At 66.4% G+C, this 19,771-nt stretch carries 16 protein-coding genes; 10 read left to right on the top strand and 6 right to left on the bottom strand.

The annotated features are described in order from the left end of the window. Window positions 1-850 (top strand): lipase secretion chaperone (locus G3O00_RS11630; protein ID WP_206143041.1); only part of this gene is annotated, 850 nt, incomplete at its 5' end. Window positions 851-886: 36 nt separating this feature from the next. Here the strand turns inward: G3O00_RS11630 and G3O00_RS11625 are convergent. Next, window positions 887-2,410 carry a PLP-dependent aminotransferase family protein gene (locus tag G3O00_RS11625; protein WP_206143040.1) on the bottom strand — a complete coding sequence of 508 codons (1,524 nt, stop codon included), beginning with the start codon at window positions 2,408-2,410 and terminating at the stop codon, window positions 887-889. Between the two features lie 108 nt (window positions 2,411-2,518). Here G3O00_RS11625 and G3O00_RS11620 point away from each other — a divergent pair, with 108 nt between their 5' ends. The 6 genes from G3O00_RS11620 to G3O00_RS11595 all read left to right on the top strand — a co-directional run bounded on the left by G3O00_RS11620 (window position 2,519) and on the right by G3O00_RS11595 (window position 9,649). Continuing rightward, window positions 2,519-3,625 (top strand): ABC transporter ATP-binding protein, encoded by a 1,107-nt coding sequence (locus G3O00_RS11620; protein WP_011355764.1) that lies wholly within the window; start codon window positions 2,519-2,521, stop codon window positions 3,623-3,625. A 77-nt stretch (window positions 3,626-3,702) separates the two neighbouring features. Further along, window positions 3,703-4,749, top strand: coding sequence for an ABC transporter substrate-binding protein (locus G3O00_RS11615; protein WP_206143039.1), 1,047 nt, complete (start codon window positions 3,703-3,705; stop codon window positions 4,747-4,749). Window positions 4,750-4,842: 93 nt separating this feature from the next. Next, window positions 4,843-6,117 carry an ABC transporter permease gene (locus G3O00_RS11610; RefSeq protein WP_346778966.1) on the top strand — a complete coding sequence of 425 codons (1,275 nt, stop codon included), beginning with the start codon at window positions 4,843-4,845 and terminating at the stop codon, window positions 6,115-6,117. 37 nt (window positions 6,118-6,154) lie between these two features. Then, complete coding sequence (locus tag G3O00_RS11605; protein WP_011355761.1) at window positions 6,155-6,991, top strand: ABC transporter permease; 837 nt, start codon at window positions 6,155-6,157, stop codon at window positions 6,989-6,991. A gap of 221 nt (window positions 6,992-7,212) precedes the next feature. Beyond that, window positions 7,213-8,631: an MFS transporter gene (locus tag G3O00_RS11600; RefSeq protein ID WP_206143038.1), complete on the top strand. Its 1,419-nt coding sequence runs from the start codon at window positions 7,213-7,215 to the stop codon at window positions 8,629-8,631. Window positions 8,632-8,716: 85 nt separating this feature from the next. Further along, window positions 8,717-9,649, top strand: coding sequence for a LysR family transcriptional regulator (locus tag G3O00_RS11595; RefSeq protein ID WP_206143037.1), 933 nt, complete (start codon window positions 8,717-8,719; stop codon window positions 9,647-9,649). Window positions 9,650-9,663: 14 nt separating this feature from the next. Here the strand turns inward: G3O00_RS11595 and G3O00_RS11590 are convergent, their stop codons facing one another. Continuing rightward, window positions 9,664-11,055 carry an MFS transporter gene (locus G3O00_RS11590; RefSeq protein ID WP_206143036.1) on the bottom strand — a complete coding sequence of 464 codons (1,392 nt, stop codon included), beginning with the start codon at window positions 11,053-11,055 and terminating at the stop codon, window positions 9,664-9,666. A gap of 187 nt (window positions 11,056-11,242) precedes the next feature. Further along, the gene (locus tag G3O00_RS11585) at window positions 11,243-12,976 is read right to left on the bottom strand and encodes a S53 family peptidase (protein ID WP_206143035.1); all 1,734 of its coding nucleotides are present in this window, start codon (window positions 12,974-12,976) and stop codon (window positions 11,243-11,245) included. Window positions 12,977-13,618: 642 nt separating this feature from the next. Here G3O00_RS11585 and G3O00_RS11580 point away from each other — a divergent pair. The 3 genes from G3O00_RS11580 to G3O00_RS11570 are packed head-to-tail and all read left to right on the top strand — an operon-like array spanning window position 13,619 to window position 14,804. Continuing rightward, window positions 13,619-13,942 carry a metalloregulator ArsR/SmtB family transcription factor gene (locus tag G3O00_RS11580; protein ID WP_041493622.1) on the top strand — a complete coding sequence of 108 codons (324 nt, stop codon included), beginning with the start codon at window positions 13,619-13,621 and terminating at the stop codon, window positions 13,940-13,942. Beyond that, entirely contained in the window at window positions 13,942-14,373 is a 432-nt protein-coding gene (locus tag G3O00_RS11575) for an SRPBCC domain-containing protein (RefSeq protein WP_011355754.1), read from the top strand. The genes G3O00_RS11580 and G3O00_RS11575 overlap by 1 nt, the downstream gene beginning before the upstream one ends. Further along, entirely contained in the window at window positions 14,370-14,804 is a 435-nt protein-coding gene (locus tag G3O00_RS11570; protein ID WP_206143034.1) for a DUF1801 domain-containing protein, read from the top strand. Before G3O00_RS11575 ends, G3O00_RS11570 begins: the two co-directional genes overlap by 4 nt. Before the next feature lie 104 nt (window positions 14,805-14,908). Here the strand turns inward: G3O00_RS11570 and acnA are convergent, their stop codons facing one another. The 3 genes from acnA to G3O00_RS11555 are packed head-to-tail and all read right to left on the bottom strand — an operon-like array spanning window position 14,909 to window position 19,668. Next, window positions 14,909-17,626 (bottom strand): aconitate hydratase AcnA, encoded by a 2,718-nt coding sequence (gene acnA / locus G3O00_RS11565; protein ID WP_174930549.1) that lies wholly within the window; start codon window positions 17,624-17,626, stop codon window positions 14,909-14,911. A 52-nt stretch (window positions 17,627-17,678) separates the two neighbouring features. Continuing rightward, entirely contained in the window at window positions 17,679-19,130 is a 1,452-nt protein-coding gene (locus G3O00_RS11560; RefSeq protein ID WP_206143033.1) for a bifunctional 2-methylcitrate dehydratase/aconitate hydratase, read from the bottom strand. 22 nt (window positions 19,131-19,152) lie between these two features. After that, window positions 19,153-19,668, bottom strand: a complete 516-nt coding sequence (locus tag G3O00_RS11555; RefSeq protein ID WP_011355750.1) for a hypothetical protein — start codon at window positions 19,666-19,668, stop codon at window positions 19,153-19,155. Window positions 19,669-19,771: the final 103 nt, after the last annotated feature.

Here is a 19,771-nt window from a genome sequence, read left to right as displayed (position 1 = left end):
CGCCCTGCCGGCAAGCGCGGGCCTGCCGCCGTCGCTCGCCGGCTCCAGCGCGCCCCGGTTGCCGCTCGATGCCGGCGGCCATCTCGCGAAGTCGCGCGCAGTGCGCGACTTTTTCGACTACTGCCTGACCGCGCAGAGCGACCTGAGTGCGGCCGCGCTCGATGCGTTCGTCGTGCGCGAGATTGCCGCGCAACTCGACGGCACAGTCGCGCAGGTCGAGGCGCTCGACGTATGGCACCGCTATCGCGCGTATCTCGACGCACTTGCGAAGCTGCGCGATGCCGGCGCGGTCGACAAGTCCGATCTCGGCGCGCTGCAGCTCGCGCTCGACCAGCGCGCGTCGATCGCCTACCGTACGCTCGGCGACTGGAGCCAGCCGTTCTTCGGGGCGGAGCAGTGGCGGCAGCGCTACGACCTCGCGCGGCTGAAGATCACGCGGGATCCCACGCTGACGGATGCGCAGAAGGCCGAGCGGCTCGCAGCGCTCGAACAGCAGATGCCGGCCGACGAACGCGCTGCGCAGCAGCGTATCGACAAACAGCGGGCGGCGATCGACCAGATCGCGCAATTGCAGAAGAGCGGGGCGACGCCCGATGCGATGCGCGCACAACTGACGCAGACGCTCGGCCCCGAAGCCGCCGCGCGGGTCGCACAGATGCAGCAGGACGACGCATCGTGGCAGAGCCGCTACACGGACTACACGGCGCAACGGGTGCAGATCGAGTCGGCGGGCCTGTCGCCGCAGGATCGCGAGGCGCAGATCGCCGCGCTGCGTCAACGCGTGTTCACGAAGCCCGGCGAAGCCGTGCGCGCGGCATCGCTCGATCGCGGGGCGGGCAGCGCGCGGTAAGGTGGCCAGCGCGGGCGGCGCGGCGCATGCCCGCCGCTATGCCGCGCGCGTGAGGTCCCGCGGCAGGTGTTGCTCGATCGTATTCGCGAGCGTGTCGAACGCGGGCCCGATGCCTTCGTGCGCAACGCACGCATAGCCGAGCAGCAGGCCGCGCCGCGCGGTGTCGAGGCTGCTGTAGTAACTGGTGAGCGGGCGCACGATCACGCCCGCATCGAACGCGCTCTGCGTGACCGCGCGATCGTCGCAGGCATCGGGCAGGCCGAGCACGAGATGCAGGCCTGCCTCGTCGCCCATCACGGGCAGCGCGTCGCCGAAGCGCGCGCGGATCGCGTCGATCATCAGTTGCCGGCGCTCGCCGTACAGCGTGCGCATCCGCCTGACGTGCGAAGTCAGGTGGCCATCCATGATGAATTCGGCAAGCACGGCCTGCTGCATCAGCTGGCCTTCCCGATACAGCTCCGACAGCCCGGTGCGGAACGTGTCGACCAGATGCTCGGGCACGACCATGTAGCCCATCCGGAGCCCCGGGAACAGCATCTTGCCGAGGCTGCCGACATAGATCACGCGGCCGCCGTCGTCGAGCCCCTGCAGTGACGCGAGCGGGCGGCTGCCGTAGCGGAATTCGCTGTCGTAGTCGTCCTCGATGATCCAGCAGCGGTGCTGGCGCGCATATTCGAGCAACATCCGGCGTCGCGCGAGGCTCATCACCATCCCGAGCGGGTACTGATGCGACGGCGTGACGAGCACGAGCCGCGGCGGATGCTGCATGTCGCTGGCGCGCGGGTCGAGCCCTTCCTGGTCGACGGGCACCGGCGTCAGCGTGAGCCCGGTCGCCTGCAATACGCTGCGCACGCCCCAATAGCACGGCTCCTCGACCCAGGCGCGATCGCCGATGTCGGACAGCAGCCGCACCGCGAGATCGATCGACTGGTGGATGCCCGTCGTGATGATGACCTGGTCCGGCGAGCATTTGACCGAGCGCGCGACGCGCAGGTAATCGGCAAGCGCGCGCCGCAACGGCCGGTAGCCGCCGCCCGGCGCGTAGGTCAACAGCTCGGGGTTCGCTTCCTTCCACAGCCGCGCCTGCAGGCGGCTCCACGTCCGGCTCGGGAATTCCGACACGTCCGGCACGCCCGGCATGAACGCCCCCCACTGGCGCCGCGATACGCCCGCATGTTCGATCAGTTGCCGGCCGCGCATCGACAGGCCGCCCTGCACGTCCGGTAGCGGCGGTTCATCGGCGCTCGACACGGGCGATGTAGCGCCCGGTACGTGGATCACGGCGGCGTCCGGCCGTGTGTCGGCCACATAGGTGCCGCTGCCGGTGGTCGTCAGCACGTAGCCTTCGGCCGTCAGCTGGTCATACACGTGCAGCACGGTATTGCGCGCGATCGACAGGTCGGCCGCCAGCGTGCGCGAACTCGGCAGCTTGGTACCTGGCCCCAATTCGCCGGTCAGGATGGCCTGCTGCATCTGCTGCAGCAACTGGCGGTACATCGGCTCCGGCGAGCTGCGGTCGAGGCGGGCGGAGAGCCAGTCGGCGAGGATCACGGTATCCAAAGTGGTCCTACTTGGAATATTGAAATGGTTCCCTAGTATAGAACCGTGCGCGCCGTATAGTGGCTCGCATCTCAAAATCAATTGTCGCGAAGCAAGGGGACAGCCACGATGAAGTCCGATGATGTGATCGTCAGCTTTCGCGGCGTGCGGAAGACCTACGACGGCGAAACGCTGGTCGTCAAATCGCTCGACCTCGATATCCACCGCGGGGAATTCCTGACGCTGCTCGGGCCGTCGGGCTCGGGCAAGACCACCTGCCTGATGATGCTGGCCGGCTTCGAATTCCCGACCGGCGGCGAGATCCGCCTCGACGGCGAGCTGCTGAACAACGTGCCGCCGCACAAGCGCAACATCGGCATGGTGTTCCAGAACTACGCGCTGTTTCCGCACCTGACGGTCGAGCAGAACGTCGCGTATCCGCTGACCGTGCGCAAGCTGCCGGCCGGCGAGCGCGCGGAACGCGTCGCGCATGCGCTGAAGATGGTGCAGATGGAGCGCTTCGCGAAACGCTACCCGGCCCAGTTGTCGGGCGGCCAGCAGCAGCGCATCGCGCTGGCGCGCGCGCTCGTGTTCGAGCCGAAGCTGGTGCTGATGGACGAGCCGCTCGGCGCGCTCGACAAGCAACTGCGCGAACACATGCAGTACGAACTGAAGGCGCTGCACGAAAAGCTCGGCGTGACTTTCGTGTACGTGACGCACGACCAGGGCGAGGCGCTGACGATGTCCGATCGCGTTGCCGTGTTCGACAAGGGCATCGTGCAGCAGCTCGACACCGTCGACCGCCTGTACGAATCGCCCTGCAACGAATTCGTCGCGAACTTCATCGGCGACAGCAACCGGCTGCGCGGCACCATCGCGCGCGTCGACGGCGAATTCTGCGAATTCCGGCTCGACGACGGCACGAAGCTCGTCGGCCGCCGCATCGGCGATGCGGCCGAGGGGGCGCCGGCCGTCGCGTGCATCCGCCCCGAACGCATGAGCCTCGCCGCGCACGGCGCGAACGGGCACGCGAACGGCTCGGCCGCCAACCGGTTGAGCGGCGAGGCGCGCAGCCTCATCTATTTCGGCGATCACGTGCGCATGCGCTGCGCGCTGCCCGGCCAGGACGAATGCTTCGTGAAGGTGCCGCTCGGCACCGGCGCGATCGATGCATTCTCGCCCGGCGCACCGGTCGCGCTCGCATTTGCACCCGAACACCTGCGCGTGTTCGCTTGAGCAGGGTTTTCCCGATTTTCCGTAGCACGTCGTCAACAACAACTGCCCACTTCCACCACGAGAGGAGAGGAACCACCATGAACCGAGCAAGCTTTACCGCACGGCGCACCGCGCTGGCACTGGCGCTCGCCGTCGTCGGCGCATCGGCATCGGCTGCCGAACTCACGGTCGTCAACTTCGGCGGCGCGAACGGCGACGCACAGAAGGCCGCGTTCAACCAGCCGTTCGAGAAGGCGACCGGCAACAAGGTCACGGCCGTCGAATACAACGGCGAGCAGGCGAAAGTGAAGGCGATGGTCGAGGCGAAGCACGTCAACTGGGACGTGGTCGAAGTCGAATCGGGCGACCTGAACCGCGGCTGCGACGAAGGGCTGTACGAGAAGCTCGACTGGTCGAAGATCGCGAAGAAGTCCGACCTGATTCCGGAATCGCCGCAGGTGTGCGGCGTCGGCTTCTTCGTGTGGTCGACGGCGCTGTCGTACAACGCGGACAAGCTGAAGTCGGCACCGACCGGCTGGGCCGATTTCTGGAACGTGAAGAAATTCCCCGGCAAGCGTGGCATGCGCAAGGGCGCGCGCTATAACCTCGAATTCGCGCTGATGGCCGACGGCGTCGCGCCGAAGGATGTGTACAAGGTGCTCGGCACGAAGGCTGGCCAGGACCGCGCGTTCAAGAAGCTCGACGAGCTGAAGCCGAACATCCAGTGGTGGGAAGCGGGCGCGCAGCCGCCGCAGTTCCTCGTCGCCGGCGACGTCGTGATGTCGACCGCGTACAACGGCCGCATCGACGCAGCACAGAAGGAAGGCAAGAACCTGAAGGTCGTGTGGAACGGCAGCATCTACGACCTCGACTACTGGGCGATTCCGAAGGGTTCGCCGAACAAGGCGCTGGCCGAGCAGTACATCGCGTACACGCTGACGCCGAAGCCGCAGCAGGGCTACGCGCAGCACATTGCGTACGGCCCGGCGAACATCGCGGCGATCAAGGCGCTCGACGCGAAGACGCTCGCGAACCTGCCGAACTCGCCGGCCAACGGCAAGAACGCGGTGCTGGAAGACATCGGCTTCTGGACCGACCACAGCGACGAGCTCGAGCAGCGCTTCACTGCGTGGGCGACGAAGTAACCGCCGTTCAGGTGTCCTGATGCAACCGGCCGCGCGACACGTCGATCGTGTCGCGCGGCATTCCGCCGGAACGTGCCCGGCCGGAGAGAAACGTTGAATACGATGACGATCGCGCCTTCCTCGCCGTCGAACGCCGCACTCAAGCGCGAGCTGAAGGCCGCCGAGGCCCGCAAGCGCACGATGGCACTGTTGCTGGTCGCGCCGCTCGCGATTTTCCTGCTGCTGATTTTCGTCGTGCCAATCGGCACGCTGCTCACGCGCGCGGTGCAGAACCCGGAGATCGCGACCGCGTTGCCGAACACGGTCAGGGCGCTGTCGGGCTGGGACCGCAAGACACCGCCGGCCGACGCCGCGTATGTCGCACTCGCGGCCGACATGACGAAGGTGGCCGACAGCGAGGCGATGGGTGCGCTCGCGCGACGGCTGAACACCGAGATTCCCGGCTATCGCTCGCTCGTCGCGAAGACGGCGCGCGCGATGCCGCTGAAGGGCGAGGGCGGGGCTGGCGACGCGGCGCTGACGCCCGCGCAGACGCGCGAAAAAATCGTCGAACTCGATTCGCGCTGGGGCGACGTCGCGTACTGGCAGTCGATCGCGAAGAACGGCAGCCAGGTGTCGCCGTTCTACCTGCTCGCCGCGCTCGACCACAAGCAGGACGGCTTCGGCCACATCGTGCCGGCCGATCCCGACCAGTCGATCTATCTCGCGATCTTCGGCCGCACGTTCGTGATCGGCGTCGCCGTCACGCTGTTCGCGCTGCTGCTCGGCTATCCGCTCGCGTACTGGATCTCGACGCTGTCGGAGCGTCGTGCAAACCTCGTGATGATCCTCGTGCTGATTCCGTTCTGGACGTCGGTGCTCGTGCGGGTCGCCGCGTGGATCGTGCTGCTGCAGAGCGAAGGGCTCGTCAACAAGGCGCTGATCGGCAGCGGGCTGATCTCGCATCCGCTGACGCTGCTGTTCAACCGCGTCGGCGTGTACATCTCGATGACGCACATCCTGCTGCCGTTCATGATCCTGCCGCTCTACAGCGTGATGAAGTCGATCCCGCCGACCTACCAGCGTGCGGCCGTGTCGCTCGGCAGCCATCCGTTCGCCGCGTTCTGGCGCGTATACGTGCCGCAGACCTACCCGGGCGTCGGCGCGGGCGCGCTGCTCGTGTTCATCCTCGCGATCGGCTACTACATCACGCCCGCGCTGCTCGGCGGGCCGAACGACCAGATGGTCAGCTACTACGTCGCGTACTTCACGAACGTGACGATCAACTGGGGCATGGCGTGTGCGCTCGGCGGGTTGCTGCTCGCGGCAACGCTGGTGCTGTACGCGGTGTACGGGCGCTTCACGCGCACCAACGTGAGCCTCGGTTGAGCGCCGCGCACTACGAAACGGGAAGGGGATTCGGATCATGAAACTCGCCAGGCCGCTGTTTGCGCCGCACATGTCGTTCGTCGAGCGCGCGTGGTACGTCGCGCTGCGCGTGCTCGTCGTACTGACGCTGCTGTACCTGATCCTGCCGGTGCTCGCGATCGTGCCGTTGTCGTTTTCGTCGAGCACGTTCCTCGTCTATCCGATCCCGGGCTTCTCGACGCGCTGGTACGAGAACCTGATTGCATCGGACGAGTGGCGGATGGCCGCGAAGAACAGCTTCATCGTCGCCCCGTCGGCGACCGTCGTCGCAACCGTGCTCGGCACGCTCGCCGCGATCGGTCTCACGAAGGCCGATTTCCGCGGCAAGGGGCTGCTGATGGCCGTGCTGCTGTCGCCGATGATCGTGCCGGTCGTCGTGGTCGGCGTCGGCATGTACCTGTTCTTCGCGCCGCTCGGGCTCGCGAACACCTACACGGGGCTGATTGCCGCGCACGCGGCGCTCGGCGTGCCGTTCGTCGTGACGACGGTTGCCGCGACATTGCAGGGCTTCAACCAGAACCTCGTGCGCGCGAGCCTGTCGCTCGGCGCGAATCCGGTGTCGACGTTCTTCCGCGTGACGCTGCCGGTGATCGCGCCGGGTGTGATGTCGGGCGCGCTGTTCGCGTTTGCGACGTCGTTCGACGAAGTCGTCGTCACGCTGTTTCTCGCGGGCGCCGACCAGACGACGCTGCCGCGCCAGATGTTCACGGGCATCCGCGAGAACATCAGCCCGACGATCGCTGCGCTCGCAACGATCCTGATCATCTTCTCGACGAGCCTGCTGCTTGCGCTCGAATGGCTGCGCGGACGCAATGCGCGGCGCGCGGTGACCTGACGCGGGGCGCCTGCCTGTTGCACCTGCGTGGCCGCGCGTCCTGCACGGCCACGCATTTTCTTTCATTTTGCTGACTGACGAAGCGGCCGCCTGCACGTTCGATGCGGCTCTGCAACAATACGGGGCGCGGCGGCGCGCGTTCCATGCGGTGCGACCGGAACGCCGCCGCGAGTCCAATCCGCGACGTGGCGCAACGCGTCGCTCGTCAGCCGAGCCTCATCTTGTCCGAATTCGCTTCCCCCGCCGGCGCCCATGAGCCGGCCGTCAACTGGCGCGCGATGTCCGCCGTGCTGCTGGCCGTCGCGCTCGCGACGCTCGACACCGCGATCGCGAACACCGCGCTGCCCGCGATCGCCACCGACCTGCATGCATCGCCGGCCGCGTCCGTATGGATCATCAACGCGTACCAGCTCGCGATGGTCGCGACGCTGCTGCCGTTCGCGTCGCTCGGCGATATCGTCGGCCACAAGCGCGTGTATATCGCCGGGCTCGCGGTGTTCACGCTTGCGTCGCTCGGCTGTTCGCTCGCGTCGACGCTGCCGATGCTGACGGCCGCGCGGATCGTGCAGGGCTTCGGCGCGAGCGCGATCATGAGCGTCAACGTCGCGCTGATCCGCGGCCTGTTCCCCGCGCACCGGCTCGGGCGCGGCGTCGGCTTCAACGCGCTCGTGGTCGGCGTGTCGTTCGCGGTGGGGCCGACCATCGCGTCGCTGATCCTGTCGGTCGCCGCATGGCCGTGGCTGTTCGCGGTGAACGTGCCGCTCGGCGTGTTCGCGCTTGCAGTGGCGATTCCGTCGCTGCCGCAGACGGCACGCGGCAAGCATGCGTTCGATCCGGTTGCGGCATTGTTCAACGTGATCACGTTCGCGTCGCTGATCTTCGCGCTCGGCGAATTCGCGCAGCGCGGGCCGCTTTCCATCGTGTTCGCGGCGGCCGCGGTCGCGCTCACATTCGGCTGGCTGCTGATCCGCCGCCAGGCCGGGCACCCCGCGCCGATGCTGCCGGTCGACCTGTTTCGCCGGCCCGTGTTCACGCTCTCCGCGCTGACCGCCGTGTGCGCGTTCGCTGCACAGGGGCTCGCGTTCGTATCGCTGCCGTTCTATTTCGAAACCGTCCTGCATCGCAACGCGGTCGAGACGGGGTTCCTGATGACGCCGTGGTCGGTGATCGTCGCGCTTGCCGCGCCGATCGCGGGGCGCTTGTCGGATCGCTATCCGCCGGGCCTGCTCGGCGCGATCGGTCTTGCCTTGCTGAGCGCGGGCATGGTGTCGCTCGCCGCGTTGCCGGCGGCGCCGGGCGTCATCGACATCGGCTGGCGGATGATGCTGTGCGGCGCGGGCTTCGGTTTCTTCCAGTCGCCGAACCTGAAGGCGCTGATGTCGAGTGCGCCGCCCGAGCGCAGCGGCGGCGCGAGCGGGATCATCGCGACTGCGCGGCTGATCGGGCAGGCGACGGGCGCGGCGCTCGTCGCGCTGTCGTTCGGGATCGCGGGACGCCACGGGCCGACACTCGCGCTGATGCTGGGCGCGGGCTTCGCCGGAGCCGCAAGTGTCGCGAGCGGGTTGCGGCTCTTTGCGCCGTCGCATCGGGCTGGCGTGCCGGCCGCGTCGGAGCGCGTGAGCGAGCGCGCGACGGAGTAGCGGGCGGGGCGCGGCATGCCGTCGTCATTGACCGAACGCACGGCTCGGTGCAACGTGGACGTTCACATCGAATTCGCGAGCCCCTATGAATCTGCGCAGCGTTGACCTGAATCTGCTGGTTGCACTCGATGCGTTGCTGACCGAGAAGCACGTGACGCGTGCCGCGACGAAGGTGGGGTTGAGTCAATCGGCGATGAGCAGCGCGCTGGGACGTTTGCGAATCCTGATGCGCGACGAGTTGCTGATACGCAATGCAACCGGCATGGAGCCGACGCCGCGTGCGCTGGAACTGGAAGAGCCGCTGAGGCAACTGCTGCGCCAGGCGGAGCGGCTCCTCGAGTCGGATGGCGCGTTCGATCCGGCAACGACGGCCGGGCACTTCCGGCTGAGAATGTCCGACGTGCTCGAGTACCTGCTGATGCCGCCATTGCTCGCGCAGCTCGAGCAGGAAGCGCCGGGCGTGACGCTCGACGTGGTGCACCTGTCGCCGGGGCAGACCGTGACCGCGCTCGAAGCCGACGATATCGACGTCGCGGTGAGCATGGATCTGGAGCATGCGGGCGCGGTGCAGGCGATGCCGCTGTTCGACGACCGCATGGTCTGCGTGATGGCGCGGGACCATCCGTGTGCTGCTGAAGCATTGACGCTCGACCTGTTTCTTTCGCTGCCGCATCTCAAGGTGTCCATCAGTTCGACCGACGGGCGTTATGTCGACGCAAAGCTCGCCGGGATGCGCCGCGCGCGGAACGTGGTGCTGAATGTGCCGCACTGGCTGGTCGTACCGCATCTGTTGCGCCATTCGTCGATGGTCGCGGTGATGTCCGCGCGCCTGGCCGAACGTTTCGCGGCAGACGGGCTGGTGCTCAAGGCGCTCCCGTTCGAGTCAGCGGGGTTCCATTGGTCGATGTATTGGCACCGGCGCCACGACAGCGTGCCGGCGCAGACCTGGCTGAGAGAGAAGATTCGCGAGGCGGCAAAGCCGATGCGGTTGCCCGACGCGCAGCGCACGGCGGGCTGAACGCAGTCGATGCATCATGGGTGTCGCCAGCGTGGCAATTGCCGAAGGCAGCTGATCGCTGTACCCGTCAGCGCAAAGGCGCTGCCGATCCACAACGCGGCGATCGGGCCGCTTGGCCCGGAGACGTGAAAGGACAGGGCGACCAACGCTGCACCGAGCGTCTGTCCGAGCAGGCGGGCCGTCGCGACGATGCCGCTGGCGCCGCCGCTGCGCTCGGCCGGCGCACTGCCCATCAGCGCCTTGAGGTTCGGTGCCTGGAAGAAGCCGAACCCGGCGCCGCACATCATCATGCGCCACACGATATCGAGCGTCGAAGGCGCGGGCGGCAGCATGGCCAGCGACGCCATGCCGATGCACAGGATGAAGAGGCCGACGGTGCCGAGGATACCCGCCGGGTATCGGTCGGCCAGTCGTCCGGCAACGGGTGCCATGATGGCCACCACGACAGGCCACGGCGTCATGAGGAAGCCGGTGTCGACCTGACTGTTGCCGAGGCCGGCTTGCAGGAAGAACGGCAGCGACACGAACGCGAGGCCTTGCGTCGCAAACGAGCAGACCGACGTGGCGGCAGAAAGGGAGAAGACCGGCCGCCGAAACAGGTCGGCGGCGAGCAGCGGAGCGGGGTGATGTGCCTGGCGCTTCAGCAGCGCGTAGCCGAACCCTGCCGCGACGATCCATTCAGCCATGACCGTCGGCGACAAGCCATCATGCGACACCGTCCCCAGTCCGAGTATCAGTAATGCGAAGCAACCGGCGCACAGCAGTGCGGCGATGACGTCGAAGTCATGCCGGGCGCGATCGGTGATCGGCAGCGTGCGGACGGCCAATGCGACGGAAAGCAGCCCAATGGGAACGTTGATCAGGAACAGCCAATGCCATGACGTGATCGAGAGAATGGCCGACGCAACGGTCGGCCCCACGGTGAACGAAACGGCGACGACGATTGCATTCAATCCGACACCCCGCCCGAGCAACCGGGCCGGATAGGCGAAACGAATCAACGCGGTGTTGACGCTCATGATCGCGGCCGCGCCGATGCCTTGCAACGCACGTGCGGCGGCAAGCGCGGCAAGGGACCCGGCGACGCCACACGCAAGCGAGCTTGCGGTGAACAGGACCAGCCCGGCGATATAAATGCGCCGATGGCCCACGATCTCGCCGAGCGACGCAAACGGCAGCAAGGTCGCGACCATCGCAAGCTGATACGCATTGACGACCCAGATCACCGACGCAGGATCGGCACCGATGCTTCTGCCGATGGTCGGCAGCGCGGTATTGGTGATGGCCGTATCGAGGTTGGCCATTGCGACCGCGAGCGAGAGGGCGATCAACGCCGCGATTCGCTGTCGCGTCGGCAGGCCGTCGTGAACGGGCGGGCTGAGGGAGGGCAGGTTGGTGGTCGACATCGCGGGCAGCACGGGTTGTGTGAATGCCCACTGTCGCATCCGTTCGGAAATTGATCCAACGGATGTTTGTCATGTCGATATTGACGCGGTGGATAGTGGTGACGCCGCGCATCGAGCGGGGCTCTTGCTGCTGTTCGTCAGCCGGCGCGCGGCCCACCACCGCTGCGCGCCGGCCTTCACGCTTCGCTTAGAACCCGCCCGACTTGATCAGCTGGTTGAGGTTCGCGATGTTCAGGCTGCCGAAGCCGGTCGTGTAATCCCAGCCGGTGCCTGCGTTATAGCCATACCCCTGATAGCCGTTGTTCCCCGACACCACGTCGTAGCGCACGAGCGACGGGTTCGACGGAATGTCGGCGTAGAACTTGCCGGCCGGGAAGCCGAGGCCCGTGCCGTTCGCTGCGAGCAGACGCGCCCAGAGGCCCGTGAAGATCGGCGCGGCGAGGCTCGTGCCGCCGATCTGCTGCAACTGGCCGTAGTTGTAGATGTACGCCCCCGTGCTTTGCGCGGCGTCGAACGACACGTCCGGCAGCTGGCGGTTGCTGCCCGACTGCCAAGACGGCGCGGGCAGGATCGTGCTGACGCCGCCGCCCGTCGCCCACAGCTTGCCGTTGCCGTCGAGCCCTTCGTTCCACACCGTTTCATTCGAGAACGCGCCCGACGACGACGTGTAGAGCGTCGTGCCGCCGATCGCGACCACGTGCGGCGACGAGGCCGGCCACGACACCGTGTAGTTCGAGCCGTCCGGATAGCCGCGGTTGTTGCACTCGTACACGCCTTCGTCGCCCGACGAGACCGAGAACGTCTGGCCTTGCGCTGCGGCGGTCGTGAAGATCTGTTCCTCTGCGTCGATCGTGCCGTCCGCGTTCGCGTCGGTCTCGCACCAGCCGAGCGACACGTTGATCACCTTCGCGGTGTTGTCCGACACGGCCTGGTTGAACGCCTGCGTGAGGCCCGTGTTGCCGCTGGCGTTGAGGTCGGCCATATAGAACACGAGCTTGCCGACCTGGCCGCCGGCCGAGCCGACGATCGACTGGCTGTCGAGATCCCACTCGCCCTGGCCGTCCTGGTCGTCGGTGTAGGTGCCGCCCGAGCCGTTGGTCTGGACGGTCTGCGTCGAGACGGTGCCGTAACCGTTGCTCGACGTGAACTGCTTCAGGTCCGTCAGCGTCTGCGACACGCCGCCGATCGTGATGATGCCGACGGTGACACCGGCCGCGGTCGGCACGCCGGTCGCGTTGTAGAGGCCCGGGAATTCTTTCGGATAGTGGCCGGTCGCCGTGCCGGCCGCGAGCGCCTGCGGCTTCGCCACGTTTCCGATGCGCAGCAGCGGCCGCGCGTGTGCGACGCTCTGCAGCCCGAGCACCGAGCCGACGACGTCGCCGAGTGCGCGCGGCACCTGTGCGGTCGACGTGTTCGCGAAGCCCGAGCGGCCCGCGTATTCGAAGTGCACGAGCGACGTGTTGAATGCGGTCTTCACGGTGCCGGCCGTGCCGCGTGCGGATACCAGCAACCGGTTCGGTGCGACCTCGACGTTCACGAAGCCGCTCTTGTGCAGATAGTCGACGACCGACTTCACCTGCGCTTCGGTCGGCGCGTAGCTGGCGAGGAACTGCGCATGCGTGAGGTACTGGTGGTAATGCGCGCTGCCCGGCCGGTTCACGTCGCGCGCCAGTTGCTTGAGTTGCGCGGCATTGCGCAGCTTCAGGCTGACGACGACGTTGGTTGTTTCGCCGGCCGCAAGTTCGAGCGACGGCGCCGCGCTGCGCGCCATCAACTGCGGGCCGGTCAGAAAGGCCTTCGTATGGGTGTCGACCCAGTCCGTCGCCGCATGCGCCGCAGCGGCGGCGAACACGAGCGGTGCCACGCACGCAAGGCGGCGGGGCGACGGCAGGGGCAGGGCAAACCAGGCGTTCCTTTTCATCGGGAGTCCTTTTTAGGAGAGACGACGTTGCTGGAGCCCTCGACCCTTGTGGGATCGCGAGCGGTGACGAGCGTAGGGCGTCACCGCCGTTCAGGTAGCTGCCATTTTCCATAGCTGTCAGTTCTGACATCGGCGCGTGCGCGCGCACGCGTTGCGTCATCCGCGCAAGCGATCGCGGCAGGGGCGATCGGAACCGGTTCGCGATACAACGGCGCGCAAGGCGCGACGTTCGCACGCGCGAGTCGCTCGTCGCGGCGTCGGAACGTGCGTGATCGCGAAGCGGATCGATGCATGAACGCATCGCGCGAGACCGGTCGTTGCCGCGTGCTGCGTCGCACTATGTGGTCAAACGAAGCGACGCGGCAGGTACGGGTTCGGGTGTGCACAAAAAAGGGGGGGGTCGATCGCAAACGTTTCCCGAACTGTGGAACGGCGCTTGCGACAGTCTTGCGGGCTGCTTTCGGATCGCATGCTGCAGTCGCAAATTAGAGGAAATGCTCGAATCCCGCGGCGTGTGCGCGCCGACGCGGCGGACGGCGGGCCCGCGCAAGATCGCACGACGTCGTTCGTGAAATTCCGCCTTGACGCGCGTCGAGCAGCGGATATGCTTCGATTCATAACCATCGGGTTATGGATTTGAACATGCAGAACGCACACGACATGCTTTTCAGGACACTTGCCGATCCCACGCGCCGCGCGCTCTTCGAGCGGCTGTGCGCGGACGGCGAGCTGACGGTTGCCGCGCTGACGGCCCATGCGGGCGTTTCGCAGCCTGCCGTCTCGAAGCATCTGGGCGTCCTGAAGCAGGCCGGGCTCGTGAGCGATCGTCACGAAGGCCGGCAGACGCACTACAGCGCGCAGCCTCAAGCGCTGGCCCCGTTGATCGACTGGACGAGCCAGATGGCCGGCTTCTGGCAGAACCGGTTCGATGCCCTCGAAGATCTTCTGAAAAGGATGGACCAATAATGAACCAGGCCACCACCGAAACGCGCTCCGTCGTCGTCGACCGGGAGCTGCCTCATCCGCCGGAGAAGATCTGGCGCGCGCTCACGCAACCGCACCTGATCGAGGCGTGGCTGATGAAGAGCGATTTCGAGCCCGTCGCGGGCCGCGCCTTCAGCTTCCGCGCCGACTGGGGCTCGGTCGACTGCACGGTCCTGACGATCGAGCCGCCGCATGCGTTGTCCTATACGTGGGCCGCGTACGGTCTCGAAAGCGTCGTCACGTGGACGCTCACGCCGACGCCTGCCGGCACGCACCTGCGGATGGAGCAGGTCGGCTTCCGTACGGATCAGGAGCAGGCGTACCGCGGGGCGCAGCACGGCTGGGTGCGGTTCTTCGACTCGCTCGAACAGGTGCTGGCTCGCCCGGACGAAGGCACGGAGGCCCGCGCATGAGCACAACCGACCTCACGCCGTCGGAGCGCATCGACGCGCTGATCGCCGGCATCGACGACTGGCGCGGCAAGACCTTCGCCGACCTGCGCCAGACGATCCTCGACGCGCAAGCGGGCATCGTCGAGGAATGGAAATGGATGGGCAGCCCCGTATGGTCGTGCGACGGGATGATCGCGGTGGCGAACGCGCACAAGGGCAAGGTGAAGGTGACCTTCATGCACGGCGCGCAGCTGCCCGATCCCGACAAGCTGTTCAACGACGGCCTCGACGGCAATGCGCGGCGCGCGATCGATTTCTTCGAAGGCGACAAGCTCGACAAGCGGGCGCTGAAGAACCTCGTCCGCGCGGCGATCGACTACAACCGCACGCATCTGAAGAAGAACGCGCGGCCCGGCGCGGGTGCGAAGCCGCGCAGCAGCAAGGCCGCATGATGCGCGCCTGACGCGCGGGCAAAAAAATGCCCGACACGAGGTCGGGCATCCAAATCGGCCGCAACCGCCGCGAGGCGGCTGCGGCACCTGCAAAAGCCGCGCGCTTACGCTGCGAGCAGCGAGCGCAGCACGAACGGCAGGATACCGCCGTGCTTGTAGTAGTCGACTTCGATCGGCGTATCGATGCGCAGCAGCACCTGCACGCGCTGCGACTCACCGTTCTTGCGGTTGATCACCAGCGTGACGTCCTGCTGCGGCTTGAAGTCGTCGCCGAGGCCTTCGATGTCATACGTTTCGTCGCCGGTGATGCCGAGCGACTGGATGCTGTCCGAGCCCTTGAACTGCAGCGGCAGCACGCCCATGCCGACCAGGTTCGAGCGGTGGATGCGCTCGAAGCTGCGTGCGATCACGGCCTTCACGCCGAGCAGTTGCGTGCCCTTCGCGGCCCAGTCGCGCGACGAGCCCGTGCCGTACTCTTCGCCCGCGAACACGACCGTCGGCGTATCGGCGCCGACATACTGCATGGCCGCGTCGTAGATCGACTGCTGTTCGCCGCTCGGCTGGTGGATCGTCAGGCCGCCTTCGACGCGCGTGCCGTCTGCCTTCGCCGGGATCATCAGGTTCTTGATCCGGACGTTCGCGAACGTGCCGCGCATCATCACGTCGTGGTTGCCGCGGCGCGAGCCGTAGCTGTTGAAGTCGGCCTTCTGCACGCCGTTTTCCTTCAGCCACTTGCCTGCCGGCGAATCTTCCTTGATCGAGCCTGCCGGGCTGATGTGGTCGGTCGTGACCGAGTCACCGAAGATGCCCAGTGCGCGTGCGCCCTTGACCGTCGGGATCGACGCAGCCGGTTCCATCGAGAAGTCGTTGCCGAAGAACGGCGGCTCCGCGATGTAGGTCGACTTCGGCCAGTCGTAGACCTGGCCCGATTCGCCCTCGATCTTGCTCCAGAGGTCGCCCTTCTTGGTCAGCTTCGAGTAGTTGTCCTCGAACTTCTTCGGGTCGAGCGCGAACTTGAGCAGCGCGTGGATTTCTTCGCTCGTCGGCCAGATGTCGCCGAGGTAGATGTCGCGGCCGCCCTTGCCCTTGCCGACCGGTTCGGTCATCAGGTCGCGCGTGATGTTGCCGGCGATCGCGTAGGCGACGACCAGCGGCGGCGACGCGAGGAAGTTCGCGCGGATGTTCGGGTGGATACGCGCTTCGAAGTTACGGTTGCCCGACAGCACGGCTGCCGCGACGATGTCGTTCTTCGTGATCGCTTCGTTCAGCTCCGGCGTGAGGTCGCCCGCGTTGCCGATACAGGTCGTGCAGCCGTAGGCCGCGACTTCGAAGCCGAGCTTCGACAGGTAGGGCAGCAGGCCCGTCTTCGTCAGGTACTCGGTGACGATGCGCGATCCCGGCGCGAGCGAGGTCTTGATCTTCGGATCGACCGTGAGGCCGGCCTCGACCGCTTTCTTCGCGAGCAGGCCTGCAGCCAGCAGCACGCTCGGGTTCGACGTGTTCGTGCACGACGTGATCGCGGCGATCAGCACGTCGCCGTTCTTCACGTCGACGCCGTTGCTCGTCGTGTATTGCGTGGCCAGGTCGTCCGCCTTCTTCGCGAAGCCGTTGTCTGCCACCGGCTTCGAGAACAGGTCGGTGAACGTCGACTTGACGTTGCCGATCTCGATGCGGTCCTGCGGGCGCTTCGGGCCGGCCAGCGACGGTGCGACCGTCGCCAGGTCGAGCGTCACGACCTTCGTGTAGTCGATGTCGCCGGCCTTCGGGATGCCGAACAGCTTCTGCGCCTTGAAGTAGTTTTCGAACGCGGCGATTTCTGCCTTCGTGCGGCCCGTGCCTTCGAAGTAGTCGATCGTCTTTTCGTCGACCGGGAAGAAGCCCATCGTCGCGCCGTATTCCGGCGCCATGTTGCCGATCGTCGCGCGATCCGGCAGCGACAGCGACTTCGTGCCTTCGCCGAAGAATTCGACGAACTTGCCGACGACCTTCTCCTTGCGCAGCATTTCGGTGATCGTCAGCACCAGGTCGGTGGCTGTCACGCCTTCGCGCAGCTTGCCCTTCAGCTCGACGCCGACGACGTCCGGCGTCAGGAAGTACACCGGCTGGCCGAGCATGCCGGCTTCCGCCTCGATGCCGCCCACGCCCCAGCCGACCACGCCGATGCCGTTGATCATCGTCGTGTGGCTGTCGGTGCCGACCAGCGTATCCGGGTAGTACACGGTGTCGCCGCCGTCCGCCTTCTTGTGGACGCCGCGCGCGAGGTACTCGAGGTTCACCTGGTGGACGATGCCGACGCCCGGCGGCACGACCTTGAACGTGTCGAATGCCTGCATGCCCCACTTCATGAACTGGTAGCGCTCGTTGTTGCGCTGGAATTCCAGTTTCATGTTCAGGTCGAGCGCGTCCTTCTGGCGGAAGTAATCGATCTGCACCGAGTGATCGACGACGAGATCGACCGGGACCAGCGGCTCGATCTTCTTCGGGTTCTTGCCCGTACGCTCGGCGACGCCGCGCATGGCCGCGATGTCGGCGAGCAGCGGCACGCCCGTGAAATCCTGCAGCACGACGCGCGACACCACGAACGGAATCTCGTCGACGCGCTTCTCGGTCGGCTTCCAGTTCGCGAGCTGCTCGATGTGCGCTTCGGTGATTTTCTTGCCGTCGTAGTTGCGCAGCACGGACTCGAGCACGATACGGATCGACACCGGCAGGCGTTCGATCTTCGTCTTCAGTTCCTTGCCGAGCTGCGGCAGCGAGTAGAACTTGCCTTTGCCGGAACCGCTGTCGAATTCCTTGAGGGTCTTGTGGAGATTGTGGGCCATGGTGATTTTCCTGGGTTTAAGGCTAGGAAACAAAGTGTCCTGTAGATGACGGCTATATCACATACAGATCGACGTACTCATCGACCGGCATTGCTTCGAGCTTTGCCTGGTCCAGCGACACGTCGAGAATCGCTTGTTGCTGCTTTGCCGGGAAGCGGCGGGCAAGGTTGGTCCTGAACTTCTCGACCAGGAGCGGGACGCCTTCGGCCCGGCGCCGCCGGTGACCGAGCGGGTATTCGACCGCCACCTCGGCAAGCGTCGACCCGTCCGCGAACTCGATCGTCAGTGCATTCGCGATCGAGCGCTTGTCCGGGTCGTGGTAATCCTTCGTGAACTGCGGATCCTCGACGCACACGGTTTTCGCGCGCAGCGCGTCGATGCGGGGATCGGCGGCGGCCGAATCTTCGTAGTCGGCCGCGGTCAGCCGGCCAAACAGCAGCGGCACGGCGACCATGTACTGGATGCAGTGGTCGCGGTCGGCCGGATTGGCGAGCGGGCCCTGCTTGTCGATGATGCGGATCGCGGCCGCGTGCGTGCGGATCGTGATCCGGCTGATGTCGTCGGTCGTGCGGCCCGCGGCGGCGAGCTGCGCGTGCAGCTGCAGCGCGGCCTCGGCGGCCGTTTGCGCGTGGAATTCGGCGGGGAACGCGATCTTGAACAGCACGTTTTCCATCACGTACGTGCCATACGGGCGCTGGAAGCGGAACGGCTTGCCGTCGAACAGCACGTCGTAGAAGCCCCAGGTTTTTGCGGTGAGCGCCGACGGGTAGCCCATTTCACCCGTTTTCGCGATCAGCGCGAGGCGCACCGCGCGGGACGTGGCGTCGCCCGCCGCCCATGATTTGCGCGAGCCGGTATTCGGCGCGTGGCGGTAGGTGCGCAGCGCCTGGCCGTCGACGAACGCGTTGGACACCGCGTTGATCAGCTCGTCGCGCGTGAGCCCGAGCAGCCGGCCGACGACGGCCGTCGATGCGACCTTAACGAGCAGCACGTGGTCGAGCCCGACCGCATTGAACGAATTCTCGAGAGCGAGGCAGCCCTGGATCTCGTGGGCCTGGATCATCGCGACCAGCACGTCGCGCATCGTGAGCGGCTTCCGGCCGGCCGCGACGGCCGTGCGGGAAAGCCAGTCGGCCGTCGCCAGGATCCCGCCGAGATTGTCGGACGGATGACCCCATTCGGCGGCGAGCCAGGTGTCGTTGAAGTCCAGCCAGCGGATCATCGCGCCGATGCCGAAGGCGGCCTGGACGGGATCGAGCTGGAAGGACGTGCCGGGCACCTTCGCGCCGTTCGGCACGATCGTGCCCGGCACGACGGGGCCAAGCAGCTTGGTGCAGGCAGGGTAGGACAGCGCCTCGAGTCCACATCCGAGCGTGTCGATCAGGCAATGACGCGCCGTCTCCAGCGCGAGCGCGCTGTCGATGCCGGCATTCAGCACGTAGTCGACGATATCGACGAGTACCGTATCCGGAGCAGGGCGGACGTTGGAGACCGGGGCGGACATCGAGGGGCCGATGGGAACGCGCTTAGTTCGTTGCCGGCTTCAGCTCGTTCGACTGCGTCGGTGCCGGCGTGCCTTGCGTCATTTCCGGCGTCACGCATTCGTCCGCGAGGCGTTCGCCGCCGTTTGCGTCGGAGAACAGCATCGCCTTGGTCGGGATCACGATCAGCTTGAAGCCTGCTGCCGGATCGTAGAACGTGTCGGCACCCGTCGTCGTGGCCTGACGCGGCAGCTTGTAGTTCTTCTTCGCCCAGTGAACCGTGACGACCTGGTCGCGCTTCATGTCGCCGGCGAGGTCGAACGACAGACCTTCCTTGCAGGACCACTTGACCGCGCCGTCCGGTACCGGATCAACCTTCGCTGCGGCACGTGCCTGTGCCTTCTTGCTGCGCGGGATGATGCGCTTGGCCGGCGCCGGGCGCTTGGCCGTTGCCTTCTTCGCGGTCGTCGTGGTCGTACCCTGGGCAAACGCGCTCGGAGCCGACACCAGCATCGTGGCGGACAAGGCGCCGATGGCGGTAGCGATCAGGAGTTTCTTCATGGAGTCAGAACCTTTCGATAATCAGTTGACAAGGGCCGGCAATCGAAACTGCCGGCCGGTTTGAAACTGCACGCGCCCCGAAAGCGCGCAGCGGCCGCTATTT

It is taken from the genome of Burkholderia sp. Ac-20384, assembly GCF_017104605.1.
Classification (GTDB): domain Bacteria; phylum Pseudomonadota; class Gammaproteobacteria; order Burkholderiales; family Burkholderiaceae; genus Burkholderia; species Burkholderia lata.
Note: the sequence above shows the minus strand (reverse complement) of the source record. Positions and strands in the feature narration are given on the sequence as shown.

What these genes read in the sequence shown, in the direction of transcription:
- G3O00_RS11560 (WP_206143033.1), bottom strand. Translation starts at nt 19,130, where the DNA reads ATGTCCGCCCCGGTCTCCAACGTCCGCCCTGCTCCGGATACGGTACTC.
- G3O00_RS11575 (WP_011355754.1), top strand. Translation starts at nt 13,942, where the DNA reads ATGAACCAGGCCACCACCGAAACGCGCTCCGTCGTCGTCGACCGGGAG.
- G3O00_RS11580 (WP_041493622.1), top strand. Translation starts at nt 13,619, where the DNA reads ATGCAGAACGCACACGACATGCTTTTCAGGACACTTGCCGATCCCACG.
- G3O00_RS11590 (WP_206143036.1), bottom strand. Translation starts at nt 11,055, where the DNA reads ATGTCGACCACCAACCTGCCCTCCCTCAGCCCGCCCGTTCACGACGGC.
- acnA (WP_174930549.1), bottom strand. Translation starts at nt 17,626, where the DNA reads ATGGCCCACAATCTCCACAAGACCCTCAAGGAATTCGACAGCGGTTCC.
- G3O00_RS11570 (WP_206143034.1), top strand. Translation starts at nt 14,370, where the DNA reads ATGAGCACAACCGACCTCACGCCGTCGGAGCGCATCGACGCGCTGATC.
- G3O00_RS11595 (WP_206143037.1), top strand. Translation starts at nt 8,717, where the DNA reads ATGAATCTGCGCAGCGTTGACCTGAATCTGCTGGTTGCACTCGATGCG.
- G3O00_RS11605 (WP_011355761.1), top strand. Translation starts at nt 6,155, where the DNA reads ATGAAACTCGCCAGGCCGCTGTTTGCGCCGCACATGTCGTTCGTCGAG.
- G3O00_RS11585 (WP_206143035.1), bottom strand. Translation starts at nt 12,976, where the DNA reads ATGAAAAGGAACGCCTGGTTTGCCCTGCCCCTGCCGTCGCCCCGCCGC.
- G3O00_RS11620 (WP_011355764.1), top strand. Translation starts at nt 2,519, where the DNA reads ATGAAGTCCGATGATGTGATCGTCAGCTTTCGCGGCGTGCGGAAGACC.
- G3O00_RS11615 (WP_206143039.1), top strand. Translation starts at nt 3,703, where the DNA reads ATGAACCGAGCAAGCTTTACCGCACGGCGCACCGCGCTGGCACTGGCG.
- G3O00_RS11555 (WP_011355750.1), bottom strand. Translation starts at nt 19,668, where the DNA reads ATGAAGAAACTCCTGATCGCTACCGCCATCGGCGCCTTGTCCGCCACG.